This window comes from Actibacterium sp. D185-2 (genome assembly GCF_054954595.1).
Genome location: NZ_JBPWNX010000021.1, coordinates 22,483 through 34,572, shown reverse-complemented (window position 1 = coordinate 34,572; position 12,090 = coordinate 22,483). Strand labels below are relative to the sequence as shown.

Below are 12,090 nucleotides of genomic sequence, written 5' to 3'. Positions count from 1 at the left end.
GTCCGGGAATGGTTTGCCGCCCGCAATCAGTTCGCTATCATGTTCGATGAGCGCTTCAACGCGTGACCGTATCTGAAACCCGCATGGGCCAAACCAGATACACAGAGTTCATGACACTCCCGATGAAAAAGCCGCCAGCTTTACAGCGAGCGGCTCGGTGGCTGTCGACTAGGAGGCGAGAAAATGCAGTTTCTAGACATCGACGCTTTGTCGGGGTATTCGGCTGCACTGGATGCTCTGACTGAGGGCCAGCGCGCGGCGCTCGTGGAAATCGTGTTTTGTTACAGGCTCGGGTCCTTATCGGCCACGGCTGTGTTTGGAGACGTTGAAGCTCTGCGCGATGTTGCCGGTCAGGTCCCGGCTGAAATCGAGGGAGCAGTCACCCGGCGATACGGCGTCGACCTTGAAAGCCTATCGCACGGACAACGCCCCCGGTTCTACGTCGATGGCGACGAACCGGAAACCGTGCTTCTTGGCTTCACCTATTCCGCCGTAGGGCAGTTGGAAGAATGGAAGCGATATCGACGAGACCCCGATTGCAAACAGCGACTCTTGATCGATCGGTTCGATGCCGAGAACGAGGCAAAATCGATTGGAGAGGTGGAACGCGCTGGTGGTCCAGATTTATGGAAAGGGCCGCTTGAGTTGCCGGAAAAGGCCAAGCAGGCAGGGCTGCATGTCATTTACCTCGCGAAACAAAAGAAGGATCAGTGCTACTTGCGCCTTTTGAGCGTATAAAAGGTTGGTTTCCTTGATGAAGAAACGTACGAAAGGTGCTGTCAGCTTCGTCTCTGCGCGATCCCTTCCAAGTACGAACCATAGGCATTTTTGCCGAATTTTTGGGCGCGCGACTGCAGCTGGGCAGCATCTATCCAGCCCATCTCGAATGCCACCTCATCGGGGCTGCCCACTTGCTGGCCTTGGCGTTCTGTCAGGGTGCGCACGAAGTTGCCGGCGTCCAGCAGACTGGCATGCGTCCCAGTATCGAGCCAGGCATAGCCGCGGCCCATTTTTTGAACATTGAGCTGCCCATCGTGCAGGTAGCTTTCCAAAAGCGTGGTGATCTCCAGCTCGCCCCGGGCCGAGGGGCGCACGGCACGGGCACGTTCTGGCGCGCTGCCATCGACAAAATAAAGCCCGGTGACGGCGTAGTTCGAGGGCGGGACGGGCGGCTTTTCTATGATGCTTTTGACCGTGCCGCTGCTGTCAAAATCCACCACGCCATAGCGCTCGGGGTCAGAGACGCGGTAGCCAAACACCGTGGCGCCGCTGGTGGTTTTACCCGCTTCTTTCAGCAGGTCCGGTAGCCCATGACCGAAGAAGATATTATCGCCCAGCACCATGGCCGCCGGGGCGCCCGCCAGAAACTCTTCTGCCAGAATAAAGGCCTGCGCCAGCCCATCGGGGCTGGGCTGCACCTTGTAGTGCAGCGAGATGCCCCATTGGCTGCCATCGCCCAGCGTGCGGATGAACTGCTCTTGATCGTGGGGCGTGGTGATGATCATGATCTTGCGGATGCCCGCCAGCATCAGCACGGTTAAGGGATAATACACCATCGGTTTGTCATAAATCGGCAGCAGCTGTTTCGACACACCCATGGTGATTGGGTAAAGCCGCGTGCCCGAACCTCCGGCCAGAACAATGCCTTTGCGCTGTGTCATGTGGGTACCCCTAACTCTGTTAAACATTCCTTCAGCCCTGCGTGCCAATCTGGGCGCGGCAAACCAAAAACGGAGGTGGTGGTGTTGCATTCTAACCGGCTGTTCAGCGGGCGGGCGGCGGGCGTGGGATAGGCGCTGGTGGGAATGGCCTGCACACGGGTGGGCCGGCCCGTTAGGCTGAATATCGCGCGGGCAAAGCTGCACCAGCTGGCATCGGGCGCGCCGCTAAAATGATAGGTGCCGGTTTTTTCCGGCGCATCCTGCAGCTGTTGGGCGATGGCCAGGCAGGCGGCGGCAATGGCGCGCGCGGGCGTGGGGCCGCCGATTTGGTCATCGACCACGCTGATCTGGTCGCGGGTATCGGACAGGCGCAGCATGGTTTTGACAAAGTTCGTGCCATGAGCGGAAAACACCCAAGAGGTGCGCAAAATGGCGTGGGCACAGCCGCTGGCGCGAATGCCCTCTTCGCCCGCCCATTTGCTGCGGCCATAGGCATTGGCGGGCAGTGTGATATCACCGGGCGCCCAAGGGTGGTGGCCGGTGCCGGGAAACACATAATCGGTGGAGATATGCACCAAGGGAATATTCAGCGTCGCACAGGCCAGAGCCATTTCCGCAGGCGCTGTGCCATTGATGGCGGTGGCCAAAGCTTCTTCCTCTTCTGCGCGGTCAACGGCCGTGTAGGCGGCGGCATTGATCACCGCGCGGGGGCGGTGGGCGTGGATGGCCGCCGCGCAGGCGCCAGACTGCGCCAGATCGGCCGCATCGCGCCCCAAGGCCAGCAGATCCAGCGCCTGAACTGCCGCCAAATGCTGCAGCTCGCGCGCCACCTGGCCCGTGCGGCCAAAAACCAACAAATCGCTCATGGCGCGGCCCTGCCCAGCCGCTGGCCCACGCCGTGGCGCGCCAGCAGCGGGCGCCACCATGCGTCGTTCTCGAGATACCAGCGCACGGTGCGTTCCAACCCCTCTTCCACCGTCACGCTGGGGCGCCAGCCCAGCTCGCGGCGAATGCGCGTGGGGTCGATGGCATAGCGCGCGTCATGGCCGGGGCGATCGGTGACGAAGGTAATCAAATCGGCATAAGCGCCAGTGTCGCGCGGGCGCAACCGGTCGAGGATAGCGCAGATCGTTTGCACCAGCTGCAGGTTTGTGCGCTCGTTCTCGCCACCGATGTTATAGCTGTGCCCCAGCGCGCCCTTGGTGGCCACCAACAGCAGCGCATCGGCGTGATCTTCGACGTAAAGCCAATCGCGGATATTGCTGCCATCGCCGTAAATCGGCAGGGTCCGCCCCGCCAGCGCGTTCAGAATAACCACCGGGATCAGCTTTTCTGGAAAGTGGTAGGGCCCGTAATTATTGGAACAATTGCTCAGCACCACGGGCAAGCCATAGGTCTCATGCCAGGCGCGCACCAGATGGTCTGACGCGGCTTTCGAGGCGGAATAGGGGCTGCGCGGGTCGTATGCCGTAGCCTCGGTGAACTGCACGCCCGGGTCTGCGGGCAGAGAGCCAAAAACCTCGTCCGTCGAGATGTGATGAAAGCGAAACCCATCGGGCCGCCCCGCCGCCTGCCAATATTTGCGCGCCGCCTCCAGCATGTTGAACGTGCCGGTGATATTGGTGTCGATAAAATCGGCGGGCCCATCGATGGAGCGGTCGACATGGGATTCGGCCGCCAGATGCAGCACGATATCGGGCCGGTGCGTGGCAAAGGCCGCATCCAGCGCCGCGCGGTCGCGGATATCGGCCTGCACAAAGGCGTAAAGCGGGCTATCCGCCACCGGCGCCACATTGGCCAGATTGGCGGCATAGGTCAGCGCATCCAGGTTTACCACCTGATGCCCGCGCGCCACCGCCAGCCGCACCACGGCCGAGCCGATAAACCCCGCCCCACCTGTGACCAGTAGCTTCATCTCTTATCCCTCAAAGGTGAATGGGCTGTTTAAGCCAGCCAGCAGCGGGGCGGCCGCGTCTTTCTCGCTTAGCACCGGCGCGCCTGTGAGGGGCCATTTGATGCCAATATCCGGGTCATCCCAGCGCAGCGCGCCCTCGGTTTCCGGGGCGTAATAATCGCTACATTTGTAGATAATCTCGCTGTCGGGCTCGAGCGTGGCAAAGCCATGGGCAAAGCCCACCGGGATATAAAGCTGCGCGCCGTTTTCCGCGCTTAAGGTATAGCCTGCCCAGCGGCCATAAGTTGGGCTGCCCCGCCGAATATCGACGGCTATATCAAAAATCGCGCCCCGACCACAGCGTACCAGCTTGGCCTGCGCGTGCGGAGGTGCCTGAAAATGCAAGCCCCGCACCGTGCCCACCTTGGCCGAGAGGGAATGGTTGTCCTGAACAAATTCAGGATCCACGCCCGCACCAACATAAGCACGGCGGCTAAAGGTTTCCGCAAAAAATCCACGCGTGTCTCCGAACCGTTTTGGGTGGATGAGCAAGACGCCCGCGAGTTTGGTATGTTCGACCTGCAAGTGCCCGTCTCCCTTTAAGGTTTCCAGTTTCTTTGCGATCTGCTTTTTGGCTCATTGCGAAGCCGCGCCTAGACCACGTTACCTCTGTGAGCGCATCGATTGTTTTCGCTCATCTGAATCACGAACGGATACCCTTCATGAGTCCACGATTCCGCAATTCGGCAAGTGATTGATCGTAATTGTTTCGTGCCGGCCCTTGTTCTGCAACCCAGGCGGCAAAGCGCTTGATCCCCTCGGCGAAGGGAACTTGCGGCTGGTATCCAAGGCGATCGCTGATATGGCTGAGATCTGCGAAGTTATGGCGAATGTCTCCAAGGCGAAACTCTCCGGACACCCGGTAGACTGCCCCTGCGCCGAGGTGCTTGCTCAGGTGGTCCACCACCTCTAGGACCGTGGTGGCGCACCCCGAGCCAACATTGAACACATCGCCCGCAGCGTTCTGATGTTCGATAGCCAGAACGGTTGCCGCTACGACATCGTTGATGAACACGAAATCCCGGCTCTCGAGACCGTCCTCAAACACGTTGATCTCCCTGCCCTGCAGAATCAGGTTGGAAAAGATCGAAAGGATCCCGGTGTATGGATTGGACAGGGACTGGCCGGGCCCGTAGACATTCTGATAGCGCAGTGCCACCGGCTCGATCCCCAGAAGTGGCGCCACAGTCATCACCATCTGCTCCTGAACCTGCTTGGTGATGCCATAGACCGAACTTGGCTGAATCTTCGAGTTTTCGTCCGTCGCGCAAAGCTCGTAATCCTCACCGGTCCGCAGGTCGATCGGGTTGAAACGGCCCGCCTTACAATCGGCCTCACGCCGCTGACGGGGATAGACGAAAGCGCCGCTGCTGTCGCGATACCGCCCTTCGCCATAGATCGAGCGCGAAGAGGCAACAACCATGCGTTTGACCGTATGGGGAACGCTGGCGAGGATATCCAGCATCAGCGTCGTACCGCCGATATTGACATCAGAGTAATGGTGCACGTTGTACATCGACTGCCCGGTGCCCGTTTCGGCCGCGAAATGAACGACGACATCGGCCGATTTCAGCAGGTCGGTCATGATCGCCTTGTCGGTCACCGACCCCTTGACGAGGCGCGCCACACCCGTGAGCGAGCGCACCAGCGACGAGGTCTGGGGATCGGCGCCGTGGATCTGTTCCGACAGCGTATCTAGCGCTATGATCTCATAGCCTTTCGCGTTCAAGGATCGAGCCAGGTTCGACCCGATGAAGCCGGCGCCGCCGGTGATCAGAACTGTTGTCATTGTCATCTCGCTTTCGTTCTTGTTGCTGAGCTGTCGTCTAGCAGGTCGGCAATAAATTCATCCATCGTCCGGATTGTCTGCCGGGTGTCGCCCCGGGCAAGTCCGGCGATGAGGTCGGGGAGGCGCCCGGGATCACCGTCAAGCGGGAATATCACCACATCGCCATCGCCGAAAACGCCTGCACGGGCCGCATGCGGGTTGTTCGTTATGACCGGCACCCCCATGCTGAGCGCCTCGAAACAACGCACGGTTATCCCGCTTTGTAGCGGGTGAGCGTAGTCGAGCGTGGCTTTCGAATTTGCGATTGCATCCATCGCCTGTTCATAGCCCAGCGCCTTGTGGGAAATGTGACGCCTGAGCCGCCAGGCCGCAAGCGGTGCGCGTAAGGCATGCGGTATATATGTGAAGAGGCTGCCGGCATACAGGAACACGAACACGGGCCGTCCCTTGAGCGATCTCAAGGCCCGATCAACGTAGTGCAGGCGTTGGGAATGAACCCGCATCACGACTGAAAGGTCGTAGGCCGGGCTGTCCGACTGCTGCGTCGACGTCACCCCCGAAAACAAGTGTACGAGCGGAAGTCCGTGACGTTCAGAATCGACAATGTCGAACGTGGCAAACTTGTCGGTTGCGTCCTTCCAGTCGAGCGGCGATGGGCTGTAGTCGAAACTGTCCCACGTGTAGGCCACGACGCGGTCGGCATGCGCCTTCAGCAGCGCGATCGACGCCGCGCCCATCCCTCTGCCCTTCACAATCAACACGACATCGTAGCGCGGCTTTTTCGCGAGGTAACGGCGCAGCGCTACCAATGTGGTGCGGCGTATGAGCGGCAACATCGTGTTCGCGAGGATCTTGCCAAGCGTATTGGCCGGAAACTCTTCGTTGACCATGTCGACCACGAAGCCCTGAGCCTCGAGTCCGGCCTGCAGCCTTTCATGGAATGTATAAAAGGTGAGAGGCGCTATCAGCAGGCAGCGCGGCGGCGTCGAACTAGTCACTTTGCTTCTCTCGGTTCGTCAAGCAGGAGTATACGCCGGGTGAAGGCTTGGACTCCGTAGTCTTCGAACTGCGCGTCTTTGTCGACGAGCGGGGTATCAAGAAACTCCGCAACGCCCGAAAAATCGAGATCGTCGAATATCAGAAACCGGTCGCTGCCAAAGAACCCCTCGTCGCGGACCCCGGCATTGTTCGTGATAATTTTCTTTCCGCAGCACAGATTTTCGATGGTGCGCATTGTGTGGCCCGACTGCTGATGGTTGGCAAAGTCAAACACCGCCGCCGACTGCTCGATCATGTCGTGGAAGTGGCCCGGGTCGATCGAGCGGAAGCTGACCCCACGCGGGATGCCTACTTCCGCGAGCAGCCGAAGATAGACCATCGGTCTGATTTTAAGGAAGTAATCGAAGCCGATCCCGTTGGCACGACAATAGGTGTCGAACGCGAGGACTGCGTGATAGCGTTGGAGGTTGACGACTGTGCCGACACAATACACTTGGCGCGGCCGGGCTCGATTGCGGGTAAGCTCCTGCATCTCGCGGGAGCAGAAAAGAGGCAGGTAGTCATATCCTTCGGTTTCGGCATCGGTGCGGTCGAATGTGTAGATTCTGTCGAAGTATTGCGCTTGCGGGCGGAAGTCGTGGGTGGTCAGGGAATCCCAGTTATAGAGAACGAAAGGCACACCCGGCTGGCTCTCACGCAGCTCGGCTAGGAGCTGGGGCTCGACGTGGTGAGCTTGAAGAAAAACCACTCGATCATATTTCTGTTTTCGGGCCTCCGCCACAGCTTGGGCATGGTGTCGCTTTAGAAACGCCGCGTAGCGGCTTGGCGAGATAGTTCCAACAACCTTGTGCCAAAATCTGCGGGGCCTGATATCGACATCGGTCACGTCGGCCCCGAGACGCGTCATCTCTTCGGTGATGGCTTTTGTGTACCCGTAGTAGTTGAAACCGATAAAAAGAACTTTCACTATTCAGGCTCCGTTGTTCGAAAGGTCGAGGGAGGGCCGGCAGCAGGGCCCACAATCCGGGGGGACGTCCGCCGCATACTACGTCGGCCGTTTCTGGCTAGAAGAGCGCCGCCGGGGTTCGTGATCGGGCCAGAAACGAGTCGAGCCGGAGACCACAAAGAGAAACACAAATGGGCTAAAGAAAAGCGCCTGCGTCGACAAAGATCCTATCAGGACCAGAAAAAATAGTGTTCTGTGCCGCACCAAAAGTCGCTGGCGGTAGGTGAGGAACAGAAGTACAGCGGCCCAGAACCAACCCGTAGAATAGAGCAACTTCACAACCCCATTCGTTTGACCGCGATCGGTTATGACGATGTCGGTATCGACATTGAAAACATTTCCTGCCGCCATGTTCTGGTAGGTCTTGTTGTTGAAGCCGATTCCGAACGGATAGTCCAGCGCCACACTTAACCCATTCCGTGTGTCGAAGCTCCGAGCGAGAAACGATCCCTGCTGGCTGCCGGAAACCTTGTCGGCGGTCAAGCTCGAGGCGAAAAGTGCATAGCACAAAATCACCGGAAAGACGAAAACCAGCATTGTCACTTTCTTGCGCATCGGCAAGTCGTTAAACACGGCGAAATAGGCGATCTGTAGACCGGCAATAACGATGCCGGTGGTCGACAAAGTCAACAACACGCCGACAATCGCAGGCACTGCCCATTTCCTGCGGTCATAGAACAAGAAATAGTGCAGTGCGATATTCAGATACAGTTGATAGACCCCCGGCTCCCAGAACAGACTTTGACTGCGGTGAATGCCGAAGTATTGGTCGCTCATGCCGAAGAATATGTACAATAACTGATAGGATCTGATATCGGGCACCGACGAAAAGAAAGAGAATGCGGTGCTTACAAGTACCCAGTTCACAAAGCCGTGGAGCAGCAGAAAAAGAAATACTGCGCTGAAGGTGCGTCCAAAGTCAGGCTTGCGCAGGATCAGGTAGTTCAATGTCAACAACGCACTGCCGATCATGTTGAAATGGATCATTACGTATCGCACGTCGCCAAAGGTTGGGATGATTGCCAATACGTAGATCAAGTAGATGAAAAACAACAGTAATGCCGGGCGTAGACGCGCAGACAGCTGCCATCTTACACGGCTGAGCATGAGCAACTGTAGGAGGGCAGTCGCAGCTGTCAGAACATATATGTCATAGTACTGCACCCCGCCGCTGTTCAGAATCTGCAATAGTAGAGTCGTAAAAAGGAGCCAGTCGATGCGGCTCCGACGGCTGCCCTCTGGAGCCAGCAAACGCGCGTCTGCGTAATCAGGGATCAGGCTTTCAGCCATTGTCCGGACTCTCGGCAAAGCTACCGTCGGCCGCGCATTTTCGCCAACAGCGGGCTTCGGGGTCGTAGCGTTTGACGATCCGCGCTGGGGATCCGACGGCCATGCAAAGGTCGGGAATGTCGTTGCGCACCAATGCCGAGGCGCCGATCACGCAATTACGCCCGATCCGCGCGCCTATTATTTTGGCGCCGTGGCCAATCCAAGTGCCGCTACCGATCGAGACCTCCCCCAATTGCACCACAGGTTGGTCGTAGATCGGCACCTCTGGGTTATCGAAGGAATGCGTGTTGTCCGCGATATAGACATTGGGTCCGGTCAGCACACTAGGCCCAATGTGAATCCGGCGGGTGGCGTGGATGTGGTTGAAACGGCCCAAGCGGCAACCGTCGCTGATCGTCAACGACACAGGCTCAGCGTCGTGCAAAGATCGAGCCGCGAGGTAGGCATGACTGTCGACCACGACATCACGGCCGATCGAGATGTTTTCCGGGCCAGCGATACCGTCCGGCTGCAATACATATGCGTTCGCACCAAAGGCTGCGAAACTGCGGGCGAAAAACAACCTGAAGAGACGCGTGAGAAACGCGTTGCGTAGCCAGTATGGAACCATCAAAAAGCGACCTCTGGAATCCCGGCTCATTTCGCCTCCCACTGCGCCTTGAAGCCAGCGATTGTCTCGTCCGTGTAGAAATGCCGCATGAGGGGCGTATCGTAGACTTTTGCCAACTCGGCTTCTGGCAACAGATAAACCGACTTCAAGGCAGCATAGAATTCAGCCTCGGGCTTGGCGCTGCTTTCGTTGAAACGGAATTGCTGGTCGACATCGACGCCAAGAAAACGCGACAATGCTTCGTCGAAGACCACGTTCAGGCTTTCGAGAGTCACCAACAGCAATTGCCGGGAGTCGTCGATCCGGTGAATCGCGTAACCGCGGGATCTGTCGAAAGGGAACGACAGGATGTCGCGCCCGATGTGTTCGGAAAACTCTGTGTGGAACCAGAGCTCGCCAAATCCGTGGCCCTCGGAGCGAAGCTTTGTGACCACGGCGTCCATTGGCAGGCCGTTTATGTCGATCTCGTTGGCGTGGTGATTTTGAATAACATTGGATAGGTCGCGCGCGATTGGATCTCTAACCATGCAGATATAGAGGGTCGTCTGGCTCGGCTTTTTCAAGGCCGTCAGGGCGCGGCGTCCCGAGCGGACCTCGCGTGCGAACGCCGTTCCGGGCAGGCGCCGGTCGAGCCATTCGCCGGACATGAAATGGACGTGAAAAATGTGTCGAAACGGGAACGATCTCAGCAGCGAATGGTAGATCGAAGACGACCCGACTTTTCCGAGGGTGTAGATGACGACGGTCTTGCCCCTGAGCGCGCGGTGACGGCGCATGGTGGTGCGTGGACGGGCCAGCGCCAGAAGGCGGAAGCGCACCCGCACCCACAGCTTGCTTGCCAGGTCCCTGATCCTGCCAGGGCGCATCAGGTCGCTCACAAGGCTATGCGGGCGGCGCACCGCTGTGGTTGATCCATGGATGTTGGTCATCTGAACCTCGTTACGAATTTCTCTGGGTCATCGAACAAGTCCACCCGGTCGCGCAGGGTCGCCTCATTCCAGTCCCACCAGGCGATCTGCTGGAGCGCCTCGGCAATCTCCGGCGTGAAACGCGGCTTGACCAGCTTGGCCGGTGATCCGCCGACGATGGTATAAGGGGCCACGTCCCTGGTGACCACCGAATTGGCTGCAACGACGGCGCCGTCGCCGATTGTTACCCCGCGCATGATCACGCTGTTGATCCCGATCCAAACATCGTTTCCGATCACAGGCGGAGGCTTTTGCTGCAGATGTTTGGGCTTGTCCGTGAGGTGGCCATAGGCGGGCGAAAGTGAGAACGGATGCGTCGATACCCGGGAAATGTCGTGATTTCCCACACCGATCACGGTTTGGCGCGCGATCGAGCAAAACCGTCCGAATCGGCCGCTTTCGACATAGCTGCGCGGTCCGCTCAAGTAGGAATAGGCCCCCAGTTCGACCTCGCCGCCGACCTCGACACCGCGGCGAACGATCGCGCGGTAGCCAATGGTTGCGCGTGGCGAAACATGGGCCGATTGAACGAAATGGCCGTGGCGCAGGTTGCGGGTTTGCCAGAGCGCAAAGCGCACGCCTGTCCTCGCAATATCACGGATCTGGGACGTGACAGACATTCAGGCGGGTGCTCCTATTTACATTACTTCGGATAGCGATCTGGCCCGCAGGTGAAGCGCAACAGCCAATGCCACCAGCGCCGCTGCCCCGCGCGCAATGATCAGACTTTCAAGTGAGAATGCGTCAAACGATATCAGCAGGGCGAGTGCGGCGGAATAGGTCGCGAAAAACACCCCCGAAGAGGCGATGAAAGCGCCAGTTCGCTTGGTGGCGAGAAACACCAGTGACGCGGTGTCACGCAGCACAAAGAGGATCATCGCGGGAAAGGCGAGAAAGACCAGACCGGCTTCGGCGCTGAACCGGGGCAACGCGATCTGCAGCAGCCACGGCATGGCAAAAAAGGTGAGCAATCCCGCGACCACGCAAAACGCCAGCAGGTCACGCAGATGCCGGCGGGCGTGGTCATTGAACGCGCTGGAGGAGTCCGAATACAGGGCGCGCAGGGCAGGGGGGAAATGCAGGTTCAGGATCGACGCCGGCAGCAACACGAAAAAGTTCATATACATGATCACGAGGTAAAACCGGCCGAGCGCGGCTTCCCCGAGGCCGAAGACGATGGCCCAACGCTCCAGTTGGTAACTCAGCAGCAGGAAAACCGAGCCGAGAAACATCGGCGAGCCTACTCGCAGCAGGTCGCGCACGTTGCCCGGGTCGAACCGGAGAGAGGCCAGCCGCAGCCACGCGGTGCTGGCAAGCGCACCAACAACGATCAGAAGCGGTTGTGACAGGACCGCGAGCAGGGCAAAGGTGAGCCCGTAGGGCGCCGAAAAGATGCCGAGCGTCAGCGAAATGAGCACCGCCGCAAGGCCGATGGTATTGGCCCGATCAAGCTGGCCATGGGCGACAAGCGAGTTGTTGAGAAAGGTCGAGCCCAGGGTCGCGGCACCGGAAATGCCGCCAAGCAGCAGGGTCACGGGCGCGACCACGGCCGGGCGGAACCCGGCGAACCCCAAGCCCACACCGGCGGCGACCAGAAGGGCCAGAAAGATGAAGCTCGTCCATACCAAGTCGACCACCCGACGATCCTTTTCGGCGTCTTTCTCGGCCATGGTGATATAGGCGCCATTCAACAGCCCGATCTGGACGAAGCCGATCAGCATAACCAGGGTCTGCATCAGGCTGACTTGAGCCAGATCCTCGATCCCGAGCGTGCGCATGAACAGCACGTTGCGCGCGAAAGCGATCAGGCTGA

At 58.9% G+C, this 12,090-nt stretch carries 13 protein-coding genes; 1 reads left to right on the top strand and 12 read right to left on the bottom strand.

Features of this window, described 5'->3' with window-relative positions; genetic code table 11:
• The first annotated feature begins 183 nt into the window (after nucleotides 1–183).
• Nucleotides 184–738, top strand: a complete 555-nt coding sequence (locus ACSR1C_RS18810) for a hypothetical protein (protein WP_460260648.1) — start codon at nucleotides 184–186, stop codon at nucleotides 736–738.
• Nucleotides 739–779: 41 nt separating this feature from the next.
• Here ACSR1C_RS18810 and rfbA read toward each other — a convergent pair whose 3' ends face one another.
• The 12 genes from rfbA to ACSR1C_RS18750 form a co-directional block, all read right to left on the bottom strand.
• Nucleotides 780–1,661 carry a glucose-1-phosphate thymidylyltransferase RfbA gene (gene rfbA, locus ACSR1C_RS18805; protein WP_460260647.1) on the bottom strand — a complete coding sequence of 294 codons (882 nt, stop codon included), beginning with the start codon at nucleotides 1,659–1,661 and terminating at the stop codon, nucleotides 780–782.
• Nucleotides 1,658–2,527 carry a dTDP-4-dehydrorhamnose reductase gene (gene rfbD, locus ACSR1C_RS18800; protein ID WP_460260646.1) on the bottom strand — a complete coding sequence of 290 codons (870 nt, stop codon included), beginning with the start codon at nucleotides 2,525–2,527 and terminating at the stop codon, nucleotides 1,658–1,660. The genes rfbA and rfbD overlap by 4 nt, the downstream gene beginning before the upstream one ends.
• Nucleotides 2,524–3,576, bottom strand: a complete 1,053-nt coding sequence (gene rfbB / locus ACSR1C_RS18795; RefSeq protein WP_460260645.1) for a dTDP-glucose 4,6-dehydratase — start codon at nucleotides 3,574–3,576, stop codon at nucleotides 2,524–2,526. Before rfbB ends, rfbD begins: the two co-directional genes overlap by 4 nt.
• Before the next feature lie 3 nt (nucleotides 3,577–3,579).
• On the bottom strand, nucleotides 3,580–4,140 hold the full coding sequence (rfbC, locus tag ACSR1C_RS18790; RefSeq protein WP_460260644.1) for a dTDP-4-dehydrorhamnose 3,5-epimerase: 561 nt from the start codon (nucleotides 4,138–4,140) through the stop codon (nucleotides 3,580–3,582).
• A 118-nt stretch (nucleotides 4,141–4,258) separates the two neighbouring features.
• Nucleotides 4,259–5,404, bottom strand: a complete 1,146-nt coding sequence (locus ACSR1C_RS18785) for an NAD-dependent epimerase/dehydratase family protein (RefSeq protein ID WP_460260643.1) — start codon at nucleotides 5,402–5,404, stop codon at nucleotides 4,259–4,261.
• 2 nt (nucleotides 5,405–5,406) lie between these two features.
• Nucleotides 5,407–6,402, bottom strand: a complete 996-nt coding sequence (locus tag ACSR1C_RS18780; protein WP_460260642.1) for a glycosyltransferase family protein — start codon at nucleotides 6,400–6,402, stop codon at nucleotides 5,407–5,409.
• Nucleotides 6,399–7,370: a hypothetical protein gene (locus ACSR1C_RS18775; RefSeq protein ID WP_460260641.1), complete on the bottom strand. Its 972-nt coding sequence runs from the start codon at nucleotides 7,368–7,370 to the stop codon at nucleotides 6,399–6,401. Before ACSR1C_RS18775 ends, ACSR1C_RS18780 begins: the two co-directional genes overlap by 4 nt.
• 78 nt (nucleotides 7,371–7,448) lie before the next feature.
• The gene (locus ACSR1C_RS18770) at nucleotides 7,449–8,699 is read right to left on the bottom strand and encodes a hypothetical protein (RefSeq protein WP_460260640.1); all 1,251 of its coding nucleotides are present in this window, start codon (nucleotides 8,697–8,699) and stop codon (nucleotides 7,449–7,451) included.
• On the bottom strand, nucleotides 8,692–9,339 hold the full coding sequence (locus ACSR1C_RS18765; protein WP_460260639.1) for an acyltransferase: 648 nt from the start codon (nucleotides 9,337–9,339) through the stop codon (nucleotides 8,692–8,694). Before ACSR1C_RS18765 ends, ACSR1C_RS18770 begins: the two co-directional genes overlap by 8 nt.
• Nucleotides 9,336–10,238: a putative capsular polysaccharide synthesis family protein gene (locus ACSR1C_RS18760; protein ID WP_460260638.1), complete on the bottom strand. Its 903-nt coding sequence runs from the start codon at nucleotides 10,236–10,238 to the stop codon at nucleotides 9,336–9,338. The genes ACSR1C_RS18765 and ACSR1C_RS18760 overlap by 4 nt, the downstream gene beginning before the upstream one ends.
• Complete coding sequence (locus ACSR1C_RS18755; RefSeq protein WP_460260637.1) at nucleotides 10,235–10,897, bottom strand: CatB-related O-acetyltransferase; 663 nt, start codon at nucleotides 10,895–10,897, stop codon at nucleotides 10,235–10,237. Before ACSR1C_RS18755 ends, ACSR1C_RS18760 begins: the two co-directional genes overlap by 4 nt.
• 18 nt (nucleotides 10,898–10,915) lie before the next feature.
• On the bottom strand, nucleotides 10,916–12,055 hold the full coding sequence (locus ACSR1C_RS18750; RefSeq protein ID WP_460260636.1) for a lipopolysaccharide biosynthesis protein: 1,140 nt from the start codon (nucleotides 12,053–12,055) through the stop codon (nucleotides 10,916–10,918).
• Nucleotides 12,056–12,090: the final 35 nt, after the last annotated feature.